The organism is Pseudooceanicola onchidii (assembly GCF_004959925.1).
Taxonomy (GTDB): domain Bacteria; phylum Pseudomonadota; class Alphaproteobacteria; order Rhodobacterales; family Rhodobacteraceae; genus Pseudooceanicola; species Pseudooceanicola onchidii.
This window is the reverse complement of the sequence record NZ_SPUW01000002.1, coordinates 188,252-210,663: the sequence shown is the minus strand read 5'-3', so window position 1 is coordinate 210,663 and position 22,412 is coordinate 188,252. Positions and strand designations below refer to the sequence as shown.

Here is a 22,412-nt window from a genome sequence, read left to right as displayed (position 1 = left end):
CTCAGGTTGCAAAGACATACGCCCGCGCCCGCATGGCGTCCGGCCAAACCTGCCTCCAAGCTGTCGGGGTGGATGACGCAATTTCTGCGCGGCCCGAAACTTAAAGGTCGTACCGCTTGAGGACTTTGTCCACGACTTGCCCGTTATCCATCCGGTAACCTTCGATGCGGCCGTAATCTTCGAACCCGCGTGACTGGTAATAGGCCAGACCACCGGTGTTGTCGGCCCGGATATTGGCGCGGATCCAGTCATAGCCTATCGCAATGCAATCCGCCTTGGTCGCCTCGAACAGCTTGGACCCGATGCCCAGCCCGGTCTGACCCACCCGTGCAAAGGTGGCGATTTCCGCGACCAGCCCCGGCTCGGACGCCAGTGGCGTCACATATTGAAAGCCAAGCAGCACGCCGGTTTCGTCCTCGGCGAGGTTCCAAACCGATTTAGGCGTGTCAAACCGGGCGGTCAGATCATCACGTTTGACCTCCTGGGTAATGGCGGTGGTGCCACCAGCCCGGATGATTTCGTTCAGCAGTTCGGCCATCGCCGCGCCATCAAGCGCCCCGGCACGTCGGATATGAATCATGATAATGCCTCCAGCAGCGCCTCATGGCGGGCGGTGAAATCCCGGCGCACCTCGACCGGCGGGCGCAGGTGGATGTCCAGCCCCTCGATCAGCGCGGCATCTGGGCGGCCGAAGAACTTGTCGGCCTCACCGATCGAGAATCCGGCGATCTGCACCGCCTCCATCCAGGCCGAGACCTTGTCGGCTTTCTTGATCTTCTTCTTCAGCGCTGCCGGTGTCACCGCAGGCAGGCCAAAGCGAATATGGATCGCAGCCGTCAGCCGGTCGTCCAGCGCGCCATAGCCCGGACCCACGGCGGCCTTCACCGGAGAGATCATGTCGCCGATCACGTACTCCGGCGCGTCGTGCAGCAGGGCGGTCAGCTGTTCGGCGGGTTTCGCCTTGGGCTCCATCCGCGAAAACAGGGCCTCGACCAGGATCGAGTGTTCCGCGACCGAATAGGGAAAATCCCCACGCGTCTGCCCATTCCATCGCGCGACGAAGGCAAGACCGTGCGCGATGTCCTCGATCTCGATATCCACCGGGGTCGGGTCCAGCAGATCCAGCCTGCGCCCCGACAGCATCCGCTGCCATGCCCGTGCCTGTTTCGCCATCCGACCCTCCGTTTTCGGAACAGATAGACGTGAACCGGCGCAGAGTCACCGGCGACATGACTCTCATGACCGTACGGTGGTGTCGTACTTTGTTAATGAACCTTACCTAAAACACACCGAAACGGCGCTTACCTTGCTCTCTTACAGGGGGTTTGGTACTGGCCGGACAACCTTGATCGAAACGGAGCGCCCCAATGGCCACGGATTATATCGTCAAAGACATTTCTCTTGCCGGGTTTGGCCGCAAGGAACTCGACATCGCCGAAACCGAAATGCCGGGCCTGATGGCTCTGCGGTCGGAATACGGTGAGGCCAAGCCGCTGAAAGGCGCGCGGATCGTCGGCTCGCTCCACATGACCATCCAGACCGCCGTTCTGATCGAAACGCTGGTCGCCCTGGGCGCGGATGTCCGCTGGGCCTCGTGCAACATCTTCTCGACCCAGGACCACGCGGCGGCGGCGATCGCCGAGGCTGGCGTGCCGGTCTTCGCCATCAAGGGTCAGACGCTCGAAGAGCACTGGGATTACCTCGACAAATCCTTCCTGTTCGAAGACGGCCCGAACATGATCCTCGACGATGGCGGCGACGCGACGCTCTATGTCCTGCTGGGTGCGCGTGCCGAGGCGGGCGAAGACATCATCCCGGTGCCGTCCTCGGAAGAGGAAGAGGTGATCAAGAAACAGATCGCCAAGCGCATGGCGGCCTCCCCGGGCTGGTTCACCAAGATCCGTGATCAGATCCAGGGCGTGTCCGAGGAAACCACCACCGGCGTCAACCGCCTGTACCAACTGGTCCGCGACGGCCAGCTGCCCTTCCCGGCGATCAATGTGAACGACAGCGTCACCAAGTCGAAGTTCGACAACAAGTACGGCTGCAAGGAATCGCTCGTCGACGGCATCCGCCGCGCCACCGACACCATGATGGCCGGCAAGGTCGCCGTGGTCTGCGGCTATGGCGACGTGGGCAAGGGCTCGGCCGCCTCGCTGAAAGGCGCGGGCGCCCGCGTGATCGTGACGGAAATCGACCCGATCTGCGCCCTTCAGGCTGCGATGGACGGCTTCCAGGTCACCACGCTGGAAGACGTGGTTGGCATGGCCGACATCTTTGTCACGACCACCGGCAACAAGGACGTCATCCGGATCGAGCATATGCGCGAGATGAAGGATATGGCGATCGTCGGCAACATCGGCCACTTCGACAACGAGATCCAGGTCGCCAGCCTAAAGAACCACAAGTGGACCAACATCAAGGAACAGGTCGACATGATCGAGATGCCGAACGGCAATCGCATCATCCTGCTGTCCGAAGGTCGCCTGCTGAACCTTGGCAACGCCACCGGCCACCCGTCCTTCGTGATGTCCGCCTCCTTCACCAACCAGGTGCTGGCGCAGATCGAGCTGTTCACCAAGGGCGACGAATACAAGAACGACGTCTACATCCTGCCCAAGCATCTGGACGAAAAGGTCGCGCGCCTGCACCTCGACCGGATCGGGGTGAAGCTCTCGACGCTGAACAAGGACCAAGCGGCCTATATCGGTGTGACCCCCGAAGGCCCGTTCAAGCCGGAACACTACCGCTACTGATCGCGCCCTGCCGCGACCCGGAACGCCCCGCCCGCAAGCGGGGCGTTTTGCGTTGTGACCTAACGGAACTGTTGTCCCGCCCCCGGCCCCGCTTATCAATTCCCGCAAATTCTGACCGCCCCGGAGAAGACGTCATGAGCCGCACCGATACCCTGTTCGAACCCGTAAACCTGCCCAAGCTGAGCCTGAAGAACCGCATCGTCATGGCCCCGATGACGCGCACCTATTCCCCGGGCAACGTGCCGAACGACAAGGTGGTCGATTACTATCGCCGCCGCGCCGAAGGTGGCACCGGGCTGATCATCACCGAAGGCACCTGCATCGATCATCCCTCGGCCAGCGGCTATCCCAACGTGCCCTCGTTCTATGGCGAAGAGGCCCTGGCCGGCTGGAAGAAGGTCGTCGATGCCGTGCACGCCGCGGGCGGCAAGATCGCCCCGCAGCTTTGGCACGTTGGCGCGATCCGCCGTCCCGGCGTGACACCGGGCGGCGATACCCCCGGCTACAGCCCAAGTGGCATGGCGGTTCCCGGCAAGGTGGTCGGCCACGCCATGACCCAGGATGACATCGGCGCCGTTGTCGCGGCCTTTGCCAAGGCCGCGGCGGACGCCAAGCGGATCGGCATGGACGCGATCGAACTGCACGGCGCGCACGGCTACCTGATCGACCAGTTCTTCTGGGACGGCACCAACCAGCGCGATGACGACTACAACGGCGATCTGGCCGCCCGGTCCCGGTTCGCGCTTGAGATCGTGCGGGCCTGCCGCGCCGCCGTGGGCGAAGACTTCCCCATCATCTTCCGCTTTTCCCAGTGGAAACAGCAGAACTACGACGCGCGCCTGTGCGAAACGCCCGAAGCGCTGGCGGATTTCCTGAACCCGCTGGCGGAGGCCGGGGTCGACATCTTCCATTGCTCGACCCGCCGCTTCTGGGAGCCCGAGTTCGAGGGCAGTGACCTGAACCTTGCAGGCTGGACCCGCAAGCTGACCGGCAAGCCCGCGATCACCGTGGGCAGCGTCGGCCTGAACGCTGATTTCCTGCCCAATGACGGCACCGCCGATTTTCGGTCGGCCGAACCCGCCAGCCTCGACAACCTGCTGGACCGGCTGGACGCCAACGAGTTCGACCTTGTCGCCGTGGGACGCGCCCTGATCGCCAACCCGGACTGGGCCAATCAGGTCGCCGCCGGACAGTTCGACGACCTGGCCGCCTATGAAAAGGACATGTTGAAAGAGCTTGTCTGACAGGCTGATCCGCTTGCACGCCGTCCTGAGCCTGCGAAAAGTTAAGAAAATTTATCGCAAAATGGTCGGGACGGGGTATAAATTCACTGTTGAAGCCAAAAACACGCATAAATTCAGTGTGTTGAAAGGATAGTGAGGGAGAATACAATGGGCAAGCGTGACGACCTGATCGCGAAATACGCCGAAGATCTTAAGGAAAAATGCGGGATGACCCCCGACATGGACCTGCTGACCAAGGTCACCATCGGCTGCGGGCCGGCGATCTACAACGACGATGCCTCGACCGTGGCCGCCAGCCAGTCGAGCGAGCTTGAGACCATCAAGGAAAACTTCCTGATGAAGAAACTGGGCCTGCCCGACAGCCCCGACCTGATGGCGGGCATCGACAGCGTTCTGGAAACCTACGGCAAATCCAACCGCAACAAGTACCGCGCGGTGGTCTATTACCTGCTGACCAAGCATTTCGGGAAAGAAGCCGTCTACGGCTGATCGCGGGCAACCGCGCAGATTCGGGACCCGGCCAGACGCCGGGTCCTTTGCGTTTCAGAACAGGCCCAGCACCAACCCGATCACCGCGCAGCCCAGCACGGCATAACCGCCATCCAGCACCGCAAGGTTCCGTGGCCGCATGGCATAGGCATAGTTCATGGTGATCCAGGGTGTGATGAAGAACAGCCCGATACCCAGACCCGCGACCAGTCCCTTTCCGGCGCCGTCGATCCCGGCCATGGCGAACATGTGCCGCATCATCCCCGCAACCAGGATCATCGCGACAAAGGAAATCACGAAGGGCAGGGGCGATCCGTTGCCCTGGGGTTTCCCGTTTTCGTCAACCGGGATCCCGGCCGCCGCCATCCACGGTTTGGCCAGGGTCATGTACCACACGGCCCCCATGGCAAATCCGGCCACCGCCGCGACCAATACTGCAATGACGCCCATCTCACCCTCCCTGATGCGTTCGACATCAGCTTACGAAGGGCGATCCGCTTTGCCTAGGTTTCAAAGTCCGCCCATGCGGCAGATCAGGGCCCATTCCTCGGGCGTGACGGGCTGCACCGACAGGCGCGAATTCTTGACAAGGACCATGTCGGCAAGGTCGGGCGTCTGCTTGATCTCGTCCAGCGTGACCGGGCGGGGCACCGGCTGCACGGCGCGGATATCGACGCACTCCCATCGGTCGTCATCGGTCGAACTGTCGGGATGCGCGGTCGCGCAGACCTCGACGATGCCGACGATCTCTCGGGTTTTTTGCGAATGATAGAAGAAGCCCCGGTCGCCCAGCTCCATCTCGCGCATGAAGTTGCGGGCCTGGTAGTTGCGCACGCCGTCCCATTCCTCGCCCTTGTCACCCCGGGCGACCTGCTGGTCCCACGACCAGGTGTCGGGTTCGGATTTGAACAGCCAGTAGCGCATCAGCCGATCACCTTCTTCCACGGCAGGATTGCCACCGACTCGAACAGGCCTGCCTTGGCATAGGGATCATTTTCGGCCCAGCCATCCGCCGCCGCCTGGTCGTCGACATCCAGGATCACCAGCGATCCGCACATGTCGCCCGCGTCATTCAGCAGCGGTCCGGCCTGCGCGACCACGCCGGTGTCGGCGATATAGGCCAGGTGCGCGTCGCGGTTGGCCTTGCGGATCTCAAGCGCGCCGGGTTTGTCGTGGGCCATCAGGGCAAACAGCATCTCATTCCTCCTTCAGCGGGCGCGAGAGCAGACGAGTCATCGCATCGCGCACCCCAAGTGTTCCGTCGATCAGGTCAACGACAGCATCGGTGATGGGCATGTCAAGGCTCAGCGCCCGCGCCCGCGCCTTCAACGCGCGCGCCGTGGCCGCGCCTTCGACGGTAACCGAGGGGTCGAACCCTTCGCCCGTCCCGATCGACAGGCCGAAGCGATAGTTGCGCGACAGGTCCGACGTGCAGGTCAGTGCCAGATCCCCGAAGCCCGAAAGCCCCGCCAGCGTGTCAGCCTGCGCCCCAAGCGCCAGCGCCATGCGCTGCATTTCCGCATAGCCCCGCGTCATCAGGGCGGCGCGGGCGCTGTCGCCCAGCCCGGCCCCGATGGCCGCGCCGCAGGCGATCGCCATGACGTTCTTGACCGCCCCGCCGATCTCGGCCCCCGGAACATCCGTGGTGCGGTAGACGCGGATGTTCTGCGTGGTCAGGGTCGATTGCAGATCGGCGCTCAGGCCCTCGTCGGCGCAGGCCAGCGTCAGCGCGGTCGGCAGGCCCCGCGCGATGTCCTGCGCGAAGGACGGACCGGTCAGGATCGCGGCGGGCGCATCGGGACGCATCTCGGCGATCACCTGCGTGGGTGACAGGCCCGAGGACAGCTCGATCCCCTTGCAGCAGGCGACCAGCGGACGGGGCCCGAAGTCGGGCAGATCGTCCAGCGCCACGCGCAACTTCTGCATGGGAACGGCCAGCAGCACCGGACCGTCGGGCAGCGATCCGGCGTCGTCCGAGACCCGCAGCGCATCGGGAAATGCCATGCCCGGAAGCCGCGCGGCGTTCTCGCGCGTGGTGGCCATGGCTGCCACCTGCGCCACATCCCGCGCCCACAGCGTCACCTCGGCCCCGCTGCGCGACAGCGAAATCGCCAGCGCCGTGCCGAAGGCGCCTGCTCCGATCACCGATGTCATGCCTTTGGTCCCTTCCTGCCGCCGCCCAGCATCCCGGCGGCCCCCTGGTCCAGCGGCCAGCGTGGCCGGGCGGCAAGGGTCATTCCATCAACCTGCCCCGCCGCGAAACGTTCCAGCCCGGCATAGGCGATCATCGCGCCATTGTCGGTGCACAGCCGCAAGGGCGGCGCCATGAACCCGACGCCCATTTCGGCCGAAACAGTCTCTAACCCGGCCCGGATGGCGGTATTCGCGGCCACGCCGCCGGCCACGGCCAGCGTCGGGGCTGCCGGGTTTTCCGCCAGGTAGATCGCCAGCGCCCGCCGGGTCTTTTCCACCAGCACATCAACCACCGCCTGCTGGAACCCGGCGCAGAGGTCGGACCGGTCCTGCACCTTCAGCGTGCCGTCCACCATCAATTCGTCCCGGGCGCGCAGCAGTGCGGTCTTCAGGCCGGAAAAGCTCAGGTCGCAGCCCGGGCGGTCCAGCAGCGGACGCGGGAAGCGCAGTCGCTTCGCGTCGCCGTTCAGGGCCTCGCGCTCGACCGAGGGGCCGCCGGGCTGTGACAGGGCCAGCAGGCGCGCGGTCTTGTCGAAGGCCTCGCCGGGCGCGTCGTCGATGGTGCCGCCAAGGCGGGTGAAATCCTCGACCCCGCGCACCAGCAGAAACTGGCAGTGCCCGCCCGACACCAGCAACATCAGGAACGGATAGGCCACGCCGTCGGTCAGGCGAGGGGTCAGCGCATGGCCCGCCAGATGGTTCACGCCGACCAGCGGCAACCCGGCCCCGGCGGCGATGCCCTTGGCGCACATGACGCCCGACATGACCCCGCCGATCAGCCCCGGCCCCGCCGTTACGGCCACCGCGTCGATGTCGCCCAGCCCGACCCCGGCCTGATCCAGCGCCCGGGCCACCACGACGTCCATCCGTTCGGCATGGGCGCGTGCGGCGATCTCGGGCACCACACCGCCGAAATCTGCGTGCAGCGCCGCCTGTCCCTCGACAACCGACGACACCACCTGTGCCGCGCCGGGCGCCCCGCGCACCACCGCCGCCCCCGTATCGTCGCAGGAGCTTTCCAGCCCCAGTATCGTGAACTCTTGCGCCATGGCTTCCGATTGCAGTTGGCCCCGCTCGCAGGTAACACCGCGAGGTGGCTGAAACAATGGCGAGGCCAAGATGCGGCGCCCGACGATCCTTGTGACACGACCTGCCCCCGACGGGGCCGCCACGGCCAAGGCCCTGGCGAAGGCCACCGGACTATCCGTCGTGGAAAGCCCCCTGCTTGAAATCGCGACGACCGGCCCGCTGCCCGATCTGGACGGCATCCGGCAGCTGATCTTCACCTCGCGCAATGGCGTGCGGGCCTATACCGCGCTTGGCGGCCCCGACCTGCCCGCGATCTGCATCGGCGACGCCACCGCAGAGGCCGCGCAAGAGGCCGGGTTGACCGCCAGGGCCATCGGCGGTGATGCCGAGGCGCTGGTCGCGGCCCTGATCCAGGACCGCCCCGAGGCGCCGATCCTTCACCTGCGCGGCGAAGCGGCCCGCGGTGAGATCGCCGAAAGGCTGACCGCCGCTGGCATCGCCACCCGCGAGGCGGTGATCTATCGCCAGACCCCGCTGGATCTGACCGAAGACGCCCGCGCCCTGCTGTCCGACCGGCGCCCGGTGATCCTGCCGCTGTATTCGCCGCGCACCGCCGCCCGCCTGGCAGAAATCGCGCAGCCCCGCGCGCCGCTTCATCTGGTCGCAATGAGCACGGCAATCGCCCGCGCCGCCGCCCCCCTGGGTGCTGAAAAGAAGATCATTGCAGACACGCCCGACGCCACCGCGATGATCCGTGCGGTGCTTGCGACCCTGCGGCGGGTTGAGGGGATGGGGTCACCGCACTAAGTTATCGTTGCTGCATTTGAAAAGCAGGGATTCGAAAGGACTTATTCGTGGCCCCAAGGAAGAAATCTCAGACCTCCTCTGACGAAACGCCTGCGGTGGACCCGAAGGATACGGTCGCTGCCACATCCGGGGATGACTCCCTTTCCGACACGGCCGAAGCCGCTGAAACCATTGCCTCGGGTCCCGCCGACAGCATTCCGGCCGCCGCCGACGAAGACAGCATCGAACTGCCCGAACCCGAAGCCAGCAAGCCCGAGGAAGACAGCCTCGACGCCTCTGACACGCTGACGGATCAGGCGGATACGCTGCAGGCCACCTCGGGCGATGATACCGTGGAATCGGTCGAAGGCGTGATCGTCGAAGAGACCGCGCCCGAACAGCAAACCACCCACGACGACAGCCGGGGCACGGATGGTCCTGCCGCCCCGCCCCCGCCTAGCGTGGTCGAGGTCAGGCGCAGCGGCGGCTTCGTTCCCATGGTTCTGGGCGGCATCGTCGCCGGTGCCATCGGCTATGGCATCGCCTATTATCAGGCTGGCGGACAGGATTATGGCACCCGCATCGACGCACAGGATCAGGCGATTGCCGATCTGCGCGACACCCAGCCCGCGCCGGTCGATCTGTCGGCCCTGGAAGGCAGCGCCGAATCCAACACCGCCGCCCTCTCTGACCTTAGCGGTCGAGTGGATGCGCTGACGACACGGCTGGACGAGATGGACGGCCAGATGGCCGAACTGGCCCGGGCGCCCCTGGACAACGCCGTGTCGCAAGAGGCGGTCGAGGCCTATGAGGAAGAACTGGCCCGCCTGCAGGATGCCATGCGCGCACAGCGGGCCGAGGTCGAACAGATGGTCGCCAATGCGCAGACCATGCAGGCCGACGCCGATGCCCAGACCGCCCGGACCGAAGCGCGCGCCGCGCTTACCGCGATCATGGCGGCCTTCGACAGTGGCGAAGGCTATTCCGACCCGCTCGAGTCGCTGCGGGCCACCGGCCAGCAGGTGCCCGAGGCGCTTGAAGCCAATGCCGACGGGATCCCGACCCTCGCCGAACTGCGCGCCGAATTCCCCGCCGCCGCGCGCGCCGCGCTGGCCCGGACCCGGGGTGCCGGCAACGAAAGCGTGGGCGATTTCTTCCGCACGCAACTGGGGATCCGGTCACTGGAACCCAAGGCCGGGGACGATCCCGATGCCGTGCTGTCCCGTGCCGAGGCCGCCGTGGCCGATGGCGATCTTTCGACCGCGCTGACGGAAATCGGCACCCTGCCGCCCGAAGCGCAGTCCGAGCTTTCCGCCTGGGCCGCCGACGCCGAAACCCGTCTGACCACCGTCGAGGCCGCACGTGCCCTGATGGCTGAACTGAATTCGAACTAAGGAACGCCGCCGATGCTCTGGTCCCTCGTCAAGATCCTGGTTTTCGTCGCGCTGGTGGCGGCCGCAACGCTTGGTGCCTCCTACCTGCTCGACATGGAGGGCGGGGTCCGCATCGCCATGGCGGGGGTGGAAATCAACCTGTCCCCCATCAAGGCGGTGATCGCCGCGATCCTGCTGGTCGTCGGCATCTGGCTGTTCCTCAAGCTGCTGGGCCTGCTGGTCGCGCTGCTGCGGTTCATCAACGGCGACGAAACGGCCCTGTCGCGCTATTTCGACCGCAACCGCGAACGCAAGGGGTTCGATGCGCTGAGCGAGGGCATGATGGCCCTGGCCTCGGGCGAAGGCCGCAAGGCGATGTCAAAGGCTGCCAAGGCGGAACGGTACCTTGACCGGCCCGAACTGACGACCCTGCTGACCGCGCAGGCCGCCGAACAGGTCGGGGATCGCGCCAAGGCCGAGGACGCCTATCGCAAGCTGCTGTCCAACGACAAGACGCGCTTTGTCGGCGTGCGCGGCATCATGCAGAAGAAGCTGGCCGAAGGGGACACCGAAACCGCCTTCGCCCTTGCGGAAAAGGCTTTTGCCCTGAAGCCCGGGCATGAAGAGGTGCAGGACACCCTGCTGCGACTTCAGGCCCAGAAGGGCGACTGGAAAGGCGCGCGCGCGACGCTCAAGGCCAAGCTGCGCCATGGCAGCCTGCCGCGCGACGTGCACCGCCGCCGTGACGCCGTTCTGGCGCTATCCGAGGCCAAGGGTGTCTTCGACGAAGACGCCAGTATCGAATCCCGCGAGGCCGCGATCGAGGCGAACAAGCTGTCGCCCGACCTGATCCCGGCAGCCGTCATGGCGGCCGACGGCTATACCGCCAAGGACCAGAAGCGCAACGCGGCCCGCGTCCTGAAGAAAGCCTGGGAGGCCTCTCCGCATCCGGACCTCGCCGCCGCATTCGCCCGGATCGAACCCGAGGAATCCGCGACCGACCGGCTCAAGCGGTTCGAAAAGCTGGTAAAGCCGGTGCCGAACCACCGCGAATCCCGCCTGCTGATGGCCGAGCTCAACATCGCCGCCGAAGATTTCCCCGCCGCGCGCCGCGCCATGGGCAACCTGGCGACCGAAAGCCCCGACGCCCGGACCCTGACCATCATGGCGGCGATCGAGCGGGGCGAAGGGGCCCCCGATGCGATCGTGAAGGGCTGGCTGGCCCGCGCCGTCACCGCCCCGCGCGGTCCGCAGTGGACCTGTGAGAACTGTCATCAGATCCACGGCCACTGGACCCCGGTCTGCGACAACTGCGGTGCCTTCGACAGCCTGGCCTGGAAGGAAGGGCCTGCAACGGATTACCAAAGCCCGGTCGGCACCTCGATGCTGCCGCTCATTGTCGGAGAGATCGAGGACAAGCGATCGACCGCCCCCATGGCGACGACGCCAGAGCCGGTCGACGAACCGGAAGAGGCGCTTGTCATTCCCGACGAACCCCCCGCCGGTGCCGCGAATGCATCGCCTGCGGAAGATGCGGAAAAGCCCAAAGAATAGGTCTTTCCCTAGGCGTGACGCGGTGCTATAGCCCCGCGTCACGGGGCCGCTGTAGCTCAGCTGGTAGAGCACGTCATTCGTAATGATGGGGTCGGGGGTTCGAGTCCCTTCAGCGGCACCACGATACTTTCCCCGGGAAAGTGATCGACATCCCAACAGAAATCACACGCAGCCGGGTCCTTCGGAGACCGTCAAAGCTGTTTCGGTTAGCACGCCGTCTGTCGGGGTCTTGCACGGTTGCTGGATGGACCCGACCGCCTGCAGCCGTGCCCATGCGACGACACGGATAACGGCAGTGCTTTGACCCATAGAAGCACCACGTTCTGACATCATACCCGTACCAGACATACCCCGCAGGTGTGCGGGGTCAGTCCTGGTCGGCGTTGTCTTCGGACAGAATGGCCGCCAGCGTTTCGGCCGTGTAGGGCTTGCGCAGCACCGGGAAGTCCGGGAAGCCGTCCAGCAGGTCGCCGTTGCCGCCGTAACCGGTGGCCAGCACCGCGCGGATACCGCGATCCTTGCACAGTCGCGCCACGTCCAGCGAGGTCTCGTCGCCCAGGTTCACGTCGAGAAGCGCAAAGGCGATCTCCTCGGCCTCGAGAAGACGCAGCGCCTCCGAGACGCGGCTGACGGGGTGGACGGTGCTGCAGCCCATGTCGCTCAGGATGTCGCTGGCATCCATGGCGATGATCATGTTGTCCTCAAGGACCATCGCCGCGCCCTCGATCCGGACGGACCCCTTCTTCTGGACCACCTCTTTCGGGGCGGCGGGGTCGACGGTGCCCGCCTGGACGTGGATTGCCGGGATCATGAAGTCGGCCTCGAGACCCGAGGCCTTGTAGTGCAATTCGGCTGTGCCCTTCAGTTCGAACGGGATCGACCGTTCGATGATCGTCGTGCCGAAGCCACGGCGGGTCGGCGCCTGAACCGGCGGCCCGTTTCGTTCGCGCCACGAAAGATAGGCGGTGCCGTCCGCGGCCAGACGCATCGAGATCTCGACACTGCCGCGACTGTCGTTCAGCGCGCCGTACTTGGCCGAATTGGTCACCAATTCGTGGATCACCAGGGCCAGCGTGGTGAAGGCGGTCGGGGACAGGTCAAGCTTGTCGCCCGACACCTTCACACGATCGGCCTTGCCCGCCAGGAAAGCCCGGACCTCGTTGTCGATCAGGTCGGACAGCGACACCCAGTTCCAGGACCGTTCGGTCAACTGGTCATGGGCCCGGGCCAGAGCGTGGATCCGCGCATCAAGAAGCTGGCCATAGGCCAGGATACTGTCCGCACCGGCCCGGCTTTGCGACACCAGACCCCGGATGAGGTTCAGGATATTGCGCACGCGGTGGTTCAGCTCGGCGATCAGAAGTTCCTGCTGTTCCTGGGCGCGGCGGCTGTTCGCGCTCGATTCGTCGGTCAGCTTCAGCACCACTTCAAGCAGGGTGACCCGCAGCGCCTCGGCCGCGCGCAATTCGCCAGAGCGCCAGGCGACGCAGCTGCCACGCACGACTTCGCGCCAGGCGTCAAAGCTTTTGCGCGGGGTCAGGCGAAGACCATTCGGTCCGGGCGTGACCGGCTTGTCCGGATTGCCTGCCCAGGTGACCGACTGTGCCACTTCGCGCCGGAACAGCACGATGTAATCGCGCGGCGTGCGCGAAATCGGCAGAACCAGCAAACCGGCCGCGCGATCGGCAAAGTCCTCGGCCGCGGGATACCGGTCGCCCAGTCGGTCGGTGGCATAGATCTGCGCGGTCTGGGTGGTGTTGAGAAACCGGGCCAGCCCAAGGAATTCCTCGGCCGTCGGGGTCGACCCCCGGGCCCGGTAGAAGCCATTGGAATAGACGGCGATCCCGTCATAGGCGATCACCTGTTCCAGTTCGTCTGCGACGGTGTCGAAGCTGTCGACCAGCGACCGCTCGTCCGAGATCTGCTGCATCATGCGATCGTGCATGTCGCGGGCCTTGTTGACCTCTTCCAGTTCCTGATCGGTTTCCAGCCGGGCCAGTTCATAGTTGAACAGCTGCACGAACAGTTCGATCGCGCTGCGCTTCTGGAAATCCATGTGGAAGGCGGTGCGATGGTGGCAGGCGAACAGCCCCCACAGCTTGCCCTTGCGCAGGATCGACACCGACATCGACGCACCCACGCCCATGTTGCGCAGGTATTCCAGATGGATCGGCGACACGGCCCTCGTCACCGCCAATGACAGGTCGAGCGGTTGGCCTTCAGGGCCAAGGGTCGGATGGATGGCGAAGGTTTCGGCCTGCACGTCCGGAATGATCCGCAGGACGTTGCGCACATACAGCGCGCGGGCCTGCTTGGGGATGTCGCTTGCCGGATACCGCAGGCCAAGATAGGCCTCCATGTTCGGCTCGGTCGCCTCGGCGATGACGGTGCCCGTGTCGTCGGGTTCGAACCGGTAGACCATCACCCGGTCGATGCCGGTCAGCGCCTTCAGGCTGCGGGCGGCTTCGGTTGTCATCTTTTCAAGCGTGGAATGGCGTTGCACCCGGGCGATCAGGGCCTGCACGATGGCGGTGTCGTCCCGCATCTCGGCGCCGCCGAGGCGAGGTTCGAATTCGAAGATCAGGAACCGGCCGGTATTGTGGACCGAGATGTCGAACAGGCGCCCGTCGCCGAACAGGTCATAGGCATAGATCCGGGCGTTGCCGGTATCACGGGCCAGGATCTGCAGGCGGGACCGCAGGTAGTGCACGACATCGCGGCTGAAGAAGTCGACGAAGGGCACACCGATGGTATCCGTGGCCTCGACCCCCAGAATCGCACCGCAGTTTTCCGACGCATGGGCGATGATCCAGTCGGACGACACGGCCAGAAGACAGCCGTAATGTTGGATCCGACCCGGGATATGGATCGGTTCACGATCACATGTGGTCAGATCGACGGCTTGGTCGGGCACCTGGGAGGGCGCGTCAGACATGGGGCAGGGCCCTTTCTTGCGTTTCGGCGGCTGCGTGATGACCAAACAAGGCGAAAACGGCTGCGGCATGGCGCAGGATACGGTCACTCTCGGGCCCTTCGGCAGGCAGGGCGGCGGCGCGGCCACAAAAGGCTTTCCACAGGTCGATATGCCCGGGCGCCGAGAAATAGGCCGAGGCCGCCCGCACGGCCGTGTCGTCCGAGGACAGCCAGCGCTTGTGCAGCAGTTGCGATCCAAGGCGCGACCCCGCGATCACGTAATCGACCGCCAGCGGATGCAGGTCGTCGGGCAGCGTTTCGGCATGGCTCAGGGGCGGAACGCCAAGCGTCAGAAGATCAAGGCGCGCGCGGTCCTGCAGATCGGCGATGGCGTCACGGGTCAGATCTCCGGCGCCCGCGTGGTGCAGCGCCGACAACCCCCCATGCTGGATGCGCAGGAAAGAGGCAAACCCGGTCCGCGTGCGCAGGTCGAACGCAGAGATCTGACTGTCGAGGGTGGCGTGCACCTCGGTCAGATCCGAACGCAATCGGGTGCGCAGATTACCGGAATCGATCAATAATTTCAGTCCCGTGTCTTGGTCCTTCGGACATAATCAATATGCTGTGTACAGGTTTGGCGCGGATCGATCAAACCTTGTGATCGCACAGAACGATATATCGTCCCTGACGCAGCGAATTCAATTATTCTACTATACCAAAGGTTTATATCGAGACGTCCTTGCAGTGCGCGTCACGTGGTCCGTAACGGGATTTGGGCCGACCGGTCGTTGATCCGCACGATCAGGTCGGCTGTGGCTGTACCTGTATCCACCTAGACTTTCGATTAGGATATACCAGCGCCGATCGCGGATATTTATGCACAGACAGCCGTGATAGACTTTCTTAGCAATCTTGACTCTTTTACTATGGATTGGTAGCCGGTCGCCAAAGCCAGCATCGCATCTCGTGCCAGCAAGATAATCCCTCTGATTGGAACGAGACTATGACACGCTCCCAGCTTATGGCGGGTGCCAGCCTTCTGGTGCCGCTCGCCGTGCCCCTTCCTGCATTTTCCCAACAGGTCGTGCTTGATACGATCGCCGTGGAAAGCATGCGCAACGTGTCGACCGACACGGCGACCTCTGAAACCACCCTGAACCAGGAAGAGCTTGACGCGCGGCAGGCCGCGACGCTGGCCGAACTGATGGGCACCGTGCCGGGCGTGACCCTGTCGAACGCCGCGACGCCGCAGGGATCGTCGATCAACATCCGGGGTCTGGGGGCCGACGCGGGCACCTACGGATCCAACACCAAGGTCAACGTCGTCGTCGACGGCGTCGCCAAGGGGCAGGAGGAGCTATACCGCCAGGGCAGCCTGCTGACGGTCGAGCCCGAGCTTTTCAAGGAGGTCAAGGTGATCCGCGGCCCCGGCGAAAGCTTCCGCTTTTCGTCGGGCGCGATCGGCGGCACGGTCGAAGCGGTCACCAAGGACGCGGCGGATTTCCTGCAAGGCGACGACACCTTCGCCTTCCGCCAGAAGCTGGCCTTCGAAAGCAACGGCAACGGGGCCGTGTCGACCTCGATCCTCGCGTGGCGGCCAGATGACAGGCTGGATGTGCTGGCCTTCTACGGATACCGGAAATCGGACGACTACGAGGACGCCAATGGCGTGGTGCAGGCGGACACGGGGTTCAAGCTGCCGTCCTACCTGGTCAAGGCGAAGTACAGGGTCACCGAAGACCTGTCGTTCACCGCGTCTTACGCGCGCAACAACATCGCACTGCGCGATGTCAGCTATGATTTTATCGGGTCGCTGTTTGGCGTGCGGGTGGATGCGGATATCACCGATGTCACCGCCTACCTGGCGATGGACTACACCCCGTCGGACAATCCGCTGATCAACCTGACGGCCAAGCTGGTCTATTCCGACGAGCTGATCGAGAACCTGTCGGGAACGACCTCATCGACCATCTACAATGCCGACAACCGGACCGAACGGCTGGCCTTCATCCTTGAAAACCAGTCCGAATTCAGCACCGGGGCCGCACAGCACAGCCTTCTGGCGGGGGTCGAGGTCGGCAAGCGCGAGCGTAGTTCGATCAGCCACACCGGGCAGAACGCAGGCTCCACCCCCGGCGGGACGGACGAATACCTGGCCCTGTACCTGACGGACGAGGTTGACCTGGGGGCGCTGACCCTGACCCCGCAGCTGCGTTGGGAAACCCAGAAGATCACGTCCAAGGGCAATGCGACCCCGGCCGATGGCACCAGCTACAAGGCGTCGGATTGGGCGGGGGCGCTGTCGGCGCGCTATGCCTTCACGCCCGAATGGGCGGCCTTCGGGACGGTGGCCTACAACACCAGCCTGCCGATCATCGATGACCTGACCTCGGCCACCAACATGGTCACGACGGAAAAAGCACTGACCTACGAACTGGGCCTGTCGTTCGATGCCAACGATGTCATCACTTCCGAGGACAACCTGTCGTTCAAGGTCACCGGCTTCCAGACCGAGATCTGGAACAACACGACCTACTCCAACTTCAACTCGGCCGCGGCGGATCGCATCGACCTGAAGGGCGTCGAGGTCGAACTGTCCTACGCCAGCCCGGCCTTCTACGTCGACGTGAACGCATCGCAAATGCGGGCCAAATGGGGCGACGGCAGCTGGTTCAACAACGCCCCGGCGGATTCGCTGCAGGTGACGCTTGGCAAGCGGTTCATGGATGACCAGCTCGACCTGTCGGTCGAAATGCGCCACGACTGGGCCACCAGCCGCAATGTCCAGCACCCGATGAACGGCGGCGGGTCGATCACCACGCCGGCCTTCACCACCTGGTCGCTGGCCGGGGCCTACATCCCCAATTCCGGTCCGCTGGAAGGCGTGCAGATCCGCGCGGGCGTCGAGAACCTGTTCGACGCGGATTATACCCCCTACCTGTCCAGCCGCCCCGCCCCGGGCCGCACCTTCAAGATCTCGGTGGCCAAGGTCTTCTGATCCACCCCCACGACGACCCGGGGGCGGCACGGATCGCCCCCGGTTTTCCCAAGCTTCAGCATGATGAGGATAAGATGTCCCACAGCCCCCAGGATCTTCGCGCCGCAAAGGCCGACGCCACCCTGCGCGACCGCGATCTGGCCGCCAGCCTTGGTGTCAGCGAAGCCGCGCTGGTCGCCGCCCATGTCGGGCAGACCGGTGCCTTCCGCGCCACCCGGATCAAGCATCACCCGGATGATGTCATGCCCGCCGTGTCCGATCTGGGCGAGGTCATGTCCCTGACCCGCAACAATTCCGTGGTCCATGAACGTGTCGGCACCTTTGGCGAATACCGCTCGGGTCCGCACGCCGCGATGGTCCTGGGGTCCGAGATCGATACGCGCATCTTCCCCAAGCACTGGGCCTACGGTTTCGCGGTCGAGGCGGACGGCGATCACGGCACCCGCCGGTCGCTGCAGTTCTTCGACACCACCGGCGAGGCGCTGCAGAAGATCTACCTGCGCGACACCTCGAACGCCGAGGCCTGGGTCCCGCTGGTCGACCGCCTGCGCCTTGACGACCCGTCCGACGCCATCACCCCCGATCCCGCCATCCCGACCGAAGTCGCCAGGGCCCCGGCCGACAAGCGCGATCAGCTGGTGACCGAATGGCAGAAGATGACCGACACCCACCAGTTCAACCGCATCTGCGCGCGCCTTGGCATGAACCGCCTTGGTGCCTACCGGCTGGCGGGCGCGCCCTTTGTCCGCCGCGTCGATCCCGCCTGTGTCGAAGGCTGGATGGAGGCGATCCGCGACACCGGCCAGAAGGTGGTCCTGTTCGTCGGCAATCGCGGCCACATCCAGATCCACTGGGGCACGTTCGAGACGGTCAAGCCCATGGGTCCATGGCTCAACGTGCTGGATCCGCGCTTCAACCTGCACCTGCGCGGCGACCACATCGCCGAGGCCTATGTCGTCGACAAACCGACCAAGCGCGGTCCGGCCATTTCGCTGGAATGTTTCGACGCCGAGGGCGGGCTGATCTTCCAATGCTACGGCCAGCGTGAAGGCGAAGACGACACGCTTGATCGGTGGCACGGCATCCTTGATGCGCTGCCGCGCGTGCAGGAGGCCGCCGAATGATCCGCCTTGTCCTCGCACTTTTGGTGTTGCCCGGCCTCGCGTCGGCGCAGCCCTATCCCGACGCCCGCCGCATCGTGTCGGTCGGCGGGCCGGTGACGGAACTGATCTTTGCGCTTGGTGCCGGGGATCGGGTGATCGCCCGCGACACGACCTCGCAATTCCCCGAGGCGGTGAACGATCTGCCCGACGTCGGCTACATGCGCCAGCTCTCGGCCGAGGGCGTGCTGTCGGTGAACCCCGACCTGATCGTCACCCGCGACACCGCCGGCCCGGTCGAGGTGCTGGACCAGCTGCGCGCCGCCGCGATCCCGCTGGTCGAGGTCCACGACGGGTTTTCGTCCGAGGCTGTGATCGCCGCCATGCGCACGGTCGGCTCGGCCCTTGGGCTCAGGCCCGAGGGTGAGGCGCTCGCCCGGCAGGCCGAGGCCGATTTCGCCGCGCTGGCGGATGATATCGCCGCCGGGCCGCAACCCCGGGTCATGTTCGTCCTGTCCAATCAGGGTGGCCGTCTGAACGTCGCGGGCGCGGGCACCGGTGCGGATGGCATCATCGCGCTGTCCGGTGGCGTCAACGTCATGGCCGAGGCGTTCCAGGGCTACAAGATCGTGTCGGACGAGGCGATCATCGCCGCCGCACCCGAGGTCATCGTCATGATGGCCCCGACCGGCAACGCCGAACATGACAGCCGTCGTGAAGGGGTCATGGCGCTTCCGGCGATCACGCAAACCCCGGCCGGGGAGGCTAATGCGCTGGTGCATGTCCCCGGCGCCGCGCTTGGCTTCGGCCCCCGCACGGCACAGTTCGCGCGGGATCTGAACACCGCCTTCACCGCGGCGGTGCAGTGACGTGGTGGCGGTGGCGCAGATGGACGATCAGCCGGGGCTGACGGGCGATCGCCGGGGCCGCGCCGCCGCCCTGCGCTTCGGGCTGATCGCGCTGCTGATCCTGATGTTACTGCTGGGCCTTGGCTGGGGTGCGGCGGGCGACACGCAGGTTCTGGCCGCGTTAGGGTCGAAGTTTGGGCTGGCCGAGGCGTCTTTACGCGACACCACGATCATCTGGGACATCCGGATGCCCCGGGTTCTGACCGCCGTACTGGTCGGCGCGGCGCTCGCGGTATCGGGCGCAGTGATGCAGGGCCTCTTCCGCAATCCGCTGGCCGATCCGGGCCTTGTCGGCGTCTCGGCCGGGGCGGGCTTCGGCGCGGTGGCGGCGATCGTTCTGGGCGGCTTCCTGCCCGTGGCGGTGCTGTCGGTGGTCGGCGCCTACCTTGTGCCGTTTGCGGCCTTCCTTGGCGGCTGGGCCTCGACCCTGATCCTCTATGCCATCGCGACGCGCGGCGGGCGCACCTCGGTCGCGACCATGCTTTTGGCGGGGATTGCACTTGGCGCCCTGACCGGCGCGCTGACGGGGTTCATCGTCTACCGCGCCACCGACGACCAGCTGCGCGACCTGACCTTCTGGGGCATGGGTTCGGTCGCGGGGGCCACCTGGATGAAATTGCTGACCGCCGGTCCGGTGATCGCCCTTGGCCTGATCGCCGCGCCCGTCCTTGCCCGCGCCCTGGATGCGCTGGCCTTGGGTGAATCCGTGGCCGCGCACCTTGGCATCGACACGCAGCTGATGAAGCGGCTGGCGATCCTGTCGGTGGCGCTGTCGGTCGGGGCCTCGGTCGCGATCACCGGCGGCATCGGGTTCGTGGGCATCGTCGTGCCCCATGTCCTGCGTCTGCTGCAGGGGCCGGAACACCGCAACCTGCTGCCCAATTGCGCGATCCTCGGCGCGATCATCCTGTTGGCCGCCGACATGATCAGCCGCACCGTCGTCGCCCCGGCCGAACTTCCCATCGGGATCGTCACCGCCACCATGGGTGGGCCGTTCTTCCTGTGGATCCTGCTGAAAAACCGCCACATTCTGGACATCTGACATGCAGTACCGGGCCAAGGGCCTCACCGTTTCCTATGGCGCGCGCACCGTCCTGCGCGACGTGAGCTTTACCGCAGAGGCCGGAGAGGTCACGGCCATCGTCGGCCCGAACGGGTCGGGCAAGACCACCCTGCTGCGCACCCTGTCCGGAGAGATCGCGCACAGCGGCACCGTGACGATCAACGGGCAGGACGCCGACCGGATGCACCCCCGCGACCGTGCCCTGCACCGTGCCGTGCTGCCGCAGTCGGGCAGCATCGCCTTCCCGTTCAACGTGCTTGAACTGGTGCGCCTTGGGCTGACGGCGGGCCTTGCCTCGGCCGATCCGGGCGAAGGCGACCGCATCGTCATGGCCGCCATCGCCAAGGTCGGGCTGGAAGGCTACGGATCCCGCATGGTGCAGGAGCTGTCGGGCGGCGAACGGCAAAGGGCGCAACTGGCGCGGGTGCTGGTGCAGATCTGGCAGCCGGTGCTGGACGGGCAGCCGCGCTGGCTGATGTTGGACGAACCGGTCTCGGCGCTCGATATCCGGCATCAGCTGACGATCATGCGGCTGGCGCAGGATTATGCCCGTGGGGGCGGAGGCGTGATCGCGGTGATGCACGACCTGAACCTGACGGCGATGTTCGCGGATCGTGTCAGCCTGCTCTACGAAGGGCAACTGCAGCGCAGCGGCCCCCCGAAGGAGGTGCTGAACGACCACGACCTGTCGATCTGCTACAACTGCCCGGTGCGGGTAAACACGCCGCCCCCCGGCGGCGGTCCATGGGTGCTGCCGCAGTCGATGGTTTAGCTAGCGGCGCGTTTCACCACGGCAAGGCACAGGTCGGTGGCCTTGGCCATGTCCTGAACCGACACCCATTCCAGTGGCCCGTGGATCATCTGCATGCCCGTGAACAGGTTCGGCGTCGGCACCCCCATTTCGGTCAGGCGCGACCCGTCGGTACCGCCGCGAATGGGCACGGACACAGGCTCTAACCCAAGCGATTTTGCGGCATCCCGTGCCAGATCGACCGGCGTCATGTCCGTCTCAAGCCAGTAGCGCATGTTGCGGTATTGCGGCGTGATGGTGCAGGTGATCTCGGCCCGGGGCTCGGTCGCCTGCACGGCTTCGCAGACCTTGCGGACGATCTCGCCCTTCTGCTCCAGCCCCTCCAGTTCGAAATCGCGCAGGATCAACTTGATCCGCATCTGCGACGACCCGCCCTCCATGTCGGTGGCATGGATGAACCCGTCGCGGTCGCCGGTCAGTTCAGGCACCATCGACTGTTGCGGCAGCATGTCGATGATCTTGGAGGCCAGGTGGATCGCGTTCACCAGCTTGCCCTTGGCGTAGCCCGGATGGATCGACACGCCCTTGACGATGATCTCTGCACCATCGGCCGAGAAGCTTTCATACTCGATCTCGCCAACCTTGCCGCCGTCGAAGGTATAGGCGAAATCCGCCGCCAGATCCTTGGGCAGTTGCGGCCCGACCCCGCGCCCGATCTCCTCGTCAGGGGTGAAGGCGACCCGCACCGGCCCATGCGCAATATCCGGGTTGTCCAGCAGGTGCTGCATCGCGGTCATGATGATCGCGACGCCCGCCTTGTCGTCCGCCCCCAGCAGGGTCAGACCCGAGGCCGTGACGATGTCATGCCCCTGTTTCGACCCTAGATAAGGCGAATTTTCCGGTGACAGCACCAGGTCGGCGTTATCCGGATAGGTGATATCCCCGCCGTTGTAGCCGCGGATCACCCGCGGCTTCACACCTGTCGCGTTGAACTGCGGTGCGGTGTCCACATGGGCAAGAAACCCGATGGTCGGCCCCGGCGCGGTGCCGGGGATGGTGGCCAGCACGACGCCGTAGTCGGTCAGGGTCACATCCTGCGCGCCCATGTCGGTCAGTTCGGACTCGAGCATCCGCAGCAGGTCGTACTGGATCGTGGTCGAGGGCGCGGTCGGGCTGTCGGCGTCCGACTGGGTGTCGACGGCGCAATAGCGGACCAGCCGGTCCTCGAGGTCTTGGTCAAAGCTCATGTCAGTGC

At 65.3% G+C, this 22,412-nt stretch carries 21 protein-coding genes and 1 tRNA gene; 12 read left to right on the top strand and 10 right to left on the bottom strand.

Features of this window, described 5'->3' with window-relative positions:
• Positions 1-100: 100 nt before the first annotated feature.
• Together E4S58_RS08930 and E4S58_RS08925 are read right to left on the bottom strand one after the other, a co-directional pair.
• Positions 101-580, bottom strand: a complete 480-nt coding sequence (locus E4S58_RS08930; protein WP_136636069.1) for a GNAT family N-acetyltransferase — start codon at positions 578-580, stop codon at positions 101-103.
• Positions 577-1,173 carry a hypothetical protein gene (locus E4S58_RS08925; RefSeq protein ID WP_136636068.1) on the bottom strand — a complete coding sequence of 199 codons (597 nt, stop codon included), beginning with the start codon at positions 1,171-1,173 and terminating at the stop codon, positions 577-579. Before E4S58_RS08925 ends, E4S58_RS08930 begins: the two co-directional genes overlap by 4 nt.
• A gap of 194 nt (positions 1,174-1,367) precedes the next feature.
• Between E4S58_RS08925 and ahcY the strand changes: the two genes are divergently transcribed.
• The 3 genes from ahcY (at position 1,368) to E4S58_RS08910 (ending at position 4,489) form a co-directional block, all read left to right on the top strand.
• Complete coding sequence (gene ahcY / locus E4S58_RS08920) at positions 1,368-2,756, top strand: adenosylhomocysteinase (protein ID WP_136636067.1); 1,389 nt, start codon at positions 1,368-1,370, stop codon at positions 2,754-2,756.
• A 134-nt stretch (positions 2,757-2,890) separates the two neighbouring features.
• The gene (locus E4S58_RS08915) at positions 2,891-4,000 is read left to right on the top strand and encodes an NADH:flavin oxidoreductase (protein ID WP_136636066.1); all 1,110 of its coding nucleotides are present in this window, start codon (positions 2,891-2,893) and stop codon (positions 3,998-4,000) included.
• 147 nt (positions 4,001-4,147) lie between these two features.
• Positions 4,148-4,489 carry a DUF2853 family protein gene (locus tag E4S58_RS08910; RefSeq protein WP_136636065.1) on the top strand — a complete coding sequence of 114 codons (342 nt, stop codon included), beginning with the start codon at positions 4,148-4,150 and terminating at the stop codon, positions 4,487-4,489.
• 54 nt (positions 4,490-4,543) lie between these two features.
• Here E4S58_RS08910 and E4S58_RS08905 read toward each other — a convergent pair whose 3' ends face one another.
• Genes E4S58_RS08905 through tsaD form a run of 5 tightly spaced genes read right to left on the bottom strand, consistent with a single transcriptional unit; the run spans position 4,544 to position 7,731 of the window.
• On the bottom strand, positions 4,544-4,939 hold the full coding sequence (locus E4S58_RS08905) for a DUF1761 domain-containing protein (protein ID WP_136636064.1): 396 nt from the start codon (positions 4,937-4,939) through the stop codon (positions 4,544-4,546).
• 60 nt (positions 4,940-4,999) lie between these two features.
• Entirely contained in the window at positions 5,000-5,413 is a 414-nt protein-coding gene (locus tag E4S58_RS08900; RefSeq protein WP_136636063.1) for an EVE domain-containing protein, read from the bottom strand.
• On the bottom strand, positions 5,413-5,685 hold the full coding sequence (locus tag E4S58_RS08895; RefSeq protein ID WP_136636062.1) for a YciI family protein: 273 nt from the start codon (positions 5,683-5,685) through the stop codon (positions 5,413-5,415). The genes E4S58_RS08900 and E4S58_RS08895 overlap by 1 nt, the downstream gene beginning before the upstream one ends.
• A gap of 1 nt (position 5,686) precedes the next feature.
• Entirely contained in the window at positions 5,687-6,643 is a 957-nt protein-coding gene (locus E4S58_RS08890; RefSeq protein WP_136636061.1) for an NAD(P)H-dependent glycerol-3-phosphate dehydrogenase, read from the bottom strand.
• Positions 6,640-7,731: a tRNA (adenosine(37)-N6)-threonylcarbamoyltransferase complex transferase subunit TsaD gene (tsaD, locus tag E4S58_RS08885; protein ID WP_136636060.1), complete on the bottom strand. Its 1,092-nt coding sequence runs from the start codon at positions 7,729-7,731 to the stop codon at positions 6,640-6,642. Before tsaD ends, E4S58_RS08890 begins: the two co-directional genes overlap by 4 nt.
• 70 nt (positions 7,732-7,801) lie before the next feature.
• Here tsaD and E4S58_RS08880 point away from each other — a divergent pair, with 70 nt between their 5' ends.
• The 4 genes from E4S58_RS08880 to E4S58_RS08865 all read left to right on the top strand — a co-directional run bounded on the left by E4S58_RS08880 (position 7,802) and on the right by E4S58_RS08865 (position 11,545).
• Positions 7,802-8,518: a uroporphyrinogen-III synthase gene (locus E4S58_RS08880; RefSeq protein ID WP_240789514.1), complete on the top strand. Its 717-nt coding sequence runs from the start codon at positions 7,802-7,804 to the stop codon at positions 8,516-8,518.
• A 47-nt stretch (positions 8,519-8,565) separates the two neighbouring features.
• Positions 8,566-9,891 (top strand): COG4223 family protein, encoded by a 1,326-nt coding sequence (locus tag E4S58_RS08875; protein ID WP_169052642.1) that lies wholly within the window; start codon positions 8,566-8,568, stop codon positions 9,889-9,891.
• A gap of 12 nt (positions 9,892-9,903) precedes the next feature.
• Positions 9,904-11,424, top strand: a complete 1,521-nt coding sequence (locus E4S58_RS08870; RefSeq protein WP_136636058.1) for a heme biosynthesis protein HemY — start codon at positions 9,904-9,906, stop codon at positions 11,422-11,424.
• A gap of 45 nt (positions 11,425-11,469) precedes the next feature.
• A tRNA-Thr gene (locus tag E4S58_RS08865) sits at positions 11,470-11,545 on the top strand.
• A 246-nt stretch (positions 11,546-11,791) separates the two neighbouring features.
• Here the strand turns inward: E4S58_RS08865 and E4S58_RS08860 are convergent.
• Positions 11,792-14,359 carry an HWE histidine kinase domain-containing protein gene (locus tag E4S58_RS08860; RefSeq protein ID WP_136636057.1) on the bottom strand — a complete coding sequence of 856 codons (2,568 nt, stop codon included), beginning with the start codon at positions 14,357-14,359 and terminating at the stop codon, positions 11,792-11,794.
• Positions 14,352-14,885, bottom strand: a complete 534-nt coding sequence (locus E4S58_RS08855; protein WP_136636056.1) for a biliverdin-producing heme oxygenase — start codon at positions 14,883-14,885, stop codon at positions 14,352-14,354. Before E4S58_RS08855 ends, E4S58_RS08860 begins: the two co-directional genes overlap by 8 nt.
• A gap of 455 nt (positions 14,886-15,340) precedes the next feature.
• Here E4S58_RS08855 and E4S58_RS08850 point away from each other — a divergent pair, with 455 nt between their 5' ends.
• From E4S58_RS08850 to E4S58_RS08830, 5 genes are all read left to right on the top strand, one after another.
• A complete protein-coding gene (locus tag E4S58_RS08850) occupies positions 15,341-17,335 on the top strand; it encodes a TonB-dependent receptor domain-containing protein (RefSeq protein WP_136636055.1) in 1,995 nt (664 codons plus the stop codon).
• Positions 17,336-17,409: 74 nt separating this feature from the next.
• Positions 17,410-18,459: a hemin-degrading factor gene (locus E4S58_RS08845; protein WP_136636054.1), complete on the top strand. Its 1,050-nt coding sequence runs from the start codon at positions 17,410-17,412 to the stop codon at positions 18,457-18,459.
• A complete protein-coding gene (locus E4S58_RS08840) occupies positions 18,456-19,304 on the top strand; it encodes a heme/hemin ABC transporter substrate-binding protein (protein WP_136636053.1) in 849 nt (282 codons plus the stop codon). Before E4S58_RS08845 ends, E4S58_RS08840 begins: the two co-directional genes overlap by 4 nt.
• 19 nt (positions 19,305-19,323) lie before the next feature.
• Positions 19,324-20,385, top strand: coding sequence for a FecCD family ABC transporter permease (locus E4S58_RS08835; RefSeq protein WP_136636052.1), 1,062 nt, complete (start codon positions 19,324-19,326; stop codon positions 20,383-20,385).
• A gap of 1 nt (position 20,386) precedes the next feature.
• A complete protein-coding gene (locus E4S58_RS08830) occupies positions 20,387-21,178 on the top strand; it encodes a heme ABC transporter ATP-binding protein (protein WP_136636051.1) in 792 nt (263 codons plus the stop codon).
• Here E4S58_RS08830 and pepT read toward each other — a convergent pair.
• Positions 21,175-22,404 (bottom strand): peptidase T, encoded by a 1,230-nt coding sequence (gene pepT / locus E4S58_RS08825; RefSeq protein WP_136636050.1) that lies wholly within the window; start codon positions 22,402-22,404, stop codon positions 21,175-21,177. The genes E4S58_RS08830 and pepT overlap by 4 nt on opposite strands.
• Positions 22,405-22,412: the final 8 nt, after the last annotated feature.

Excerpts from the sequence above, each read along its gene's own strand:
- E4S58_RS08900 (WP_136636063.1), bottom strand. The coding sequence starts at position 5,413 with ATGCGCTACTGGCTGTTCAAATCCGAACCCGACACCTGGTCGTGGGAC.
- pepT (WP_136636050.1), bottom strand. The coding sequence starts at position 22,404 with ATGAGCTTTGACCAAGACCTCGAGGACCGGCTGGTCCGCTATTGCGCC.
- tsaD (WP_136636060.1), bottom strand. The coding sequence starts at position 7,731 with ATGGCGCAAGAGTTCACGATACTGGGGCTGGAAAGCTCCTGCGACGAT.
- E4S58_RS08890 (WP_136636061.1), bottom strand. The coding sequence starts at position 6,643 with ATGACATCGGTGATCGGAGCAGGCGCCTTCGGCACGGCGCTGGCGATT.
- E4S58_RS08915 (WP_136636066.1), top strand. The coding sequence starts at position 2,891 with ATGAGCCGCACCGATACCCTGTTCGAACCCGTAAACCTGCCCAAGCTG.
- E4S58_RS08930 (WP_136636069.1), bottom strand. The coding sequence starts at position 580 with ATGATTCATATCCGACGTGCCGGGGCGCTTGATGGCGCGGCGATGGCC.
- E4S58_RS08870 (WP_136636058.1), top strand. The coding sequence starts at position 9,904 with ATGCTCTGGTCCCTCGTCAAGATCCTGGTTTTCGTCGCGCTGGTGGCG.
- E4S58_RS08835 (WP_136636052.1), top strand. The coding sequence starts at position 19,324 with ATGGACGATCAGCCGGGGCTGACGGGCGATCGCCGGGGCCGCGCCGCC.
- E4S58_RS08910 (WP_136636065.1), top strand. The coding sequence starts at position 4,148 with ATGGGCAAGCGTGACGACCTGATCGCGAAATACGCCGAAGATCTTAAG.
- E4S58_RS08895 (WP_136636062.1), bottom strand. The coding sequence starts at position 5,685 with ATGCTGTTTGCCCTGATGGCCCACGACAAACCCGGCGCGCTTGAGATC.
- E4S58_RS08880 (WP_240789514.1), top strand. The coding sequence starts at position 7,802 with ATGCGGCGCCCGACGATCCTTGTGACACGACCTGCCCCCGACGGGGCC.
- E4S58_RS08830 (WP_136636051.1), top strand. The coding sequence starts at position 20,387 with ATGCAGTACCGGGCCAAGGGCCTCACCGTTTCCTATGGCGCGCGCACC.
- ahcY (WP_136636067.1), top strand. The coding sequence starts at position 1,368 with ATGGCCACGGATTATATCGTCAAAGACATTTCTCTTGCCGGGTTTGGC.
- E4S58_RS08840 (WP_136636053.1), top strand. The coding sequence starts at position 18,456 with ATGATCCGCCTTGTCCTCGCACTTTTGGTGTTGCCCGGCCTCGCGTCG.
- E4S58_RS08925 (WP_136636068.1), bottom strand. The coding sequence starts at position 1,173 with ATGGCGAAACAGGCACGGGCATGGCAGCGGATGCTGTCGGGGCGCAGG.
- E4S58_RS08905 (WP_136636064.1), bottom strand. The coding sequence starts at position 4,939 with ATGGGCGTCATTGCAGTATTGGTCGCGGCGGTGGCCGGATTTGCCATG.
- E4S58_RS08845 (WP_136636054.1), top strand. The coding sequence starts at position 17,410 with ATGTCCCACAGCCCCCAGGATCTTCGCGCCGCAAAGGCCGACGCCACC.
- E4S58_RS08850 (WP_136636055.1), top strand. The coding sequence starts at position 15,341 with ATGACACGCTCCCAGCTTATGGCGGGTGCCAGCCTTCTGGTGCCGCTC.
- E4S58_RS08860 (WP_136636057.1), bottom strand. The coding sequence starts at position 14,359 with ATGTCTGACGCGCCCTCCCAGGTGCCCGACCAAGCCGTCGATCTGACC.